The 283-nt window shown below is 55.8% G+C and carries 1 protein-coding gene; it reads right to left on the reverse strand.

All coding sequences use genetic code 11. The features are described from left to right. On the reverse strand, window positions 1–283 hold a 283-nt coding region (locus AC25MA_RS25850), incomplete at both ends, for a DDE-type integrase/transposase/recombinase (protein WP_486972550.1).

Below are 283 nucleotides of genomic sequence, written 5' to 3' on the forward strand. Positions count from 1 at the left end.
CTCGGCTACGGCATTGTCGTGGCAGTTTCCCCGTCGGCTCATGCTGCTGATCACATTGTTGGCCTTCAGGAAGCTTTGCCAATCTGAGCTACTGAACTGACTGCCTTGGTCTGAGTGAATCATCACTTGCTGCTGTGGCTTGCGTCGCCACACGGCCATCAGCATGGCGTCGATGGCCAGGTCGCTGCTCATCCTGGGCTTCATTGACCAACCAATGACTTGGCGAGAGAACAGATCCAACACTACCGCCAGGTACAGCCACCCTTCATAGGTGCGGATGTAG

The organism is Pseudomonas sp. P65(2024), from assembly GCF_057480955.1.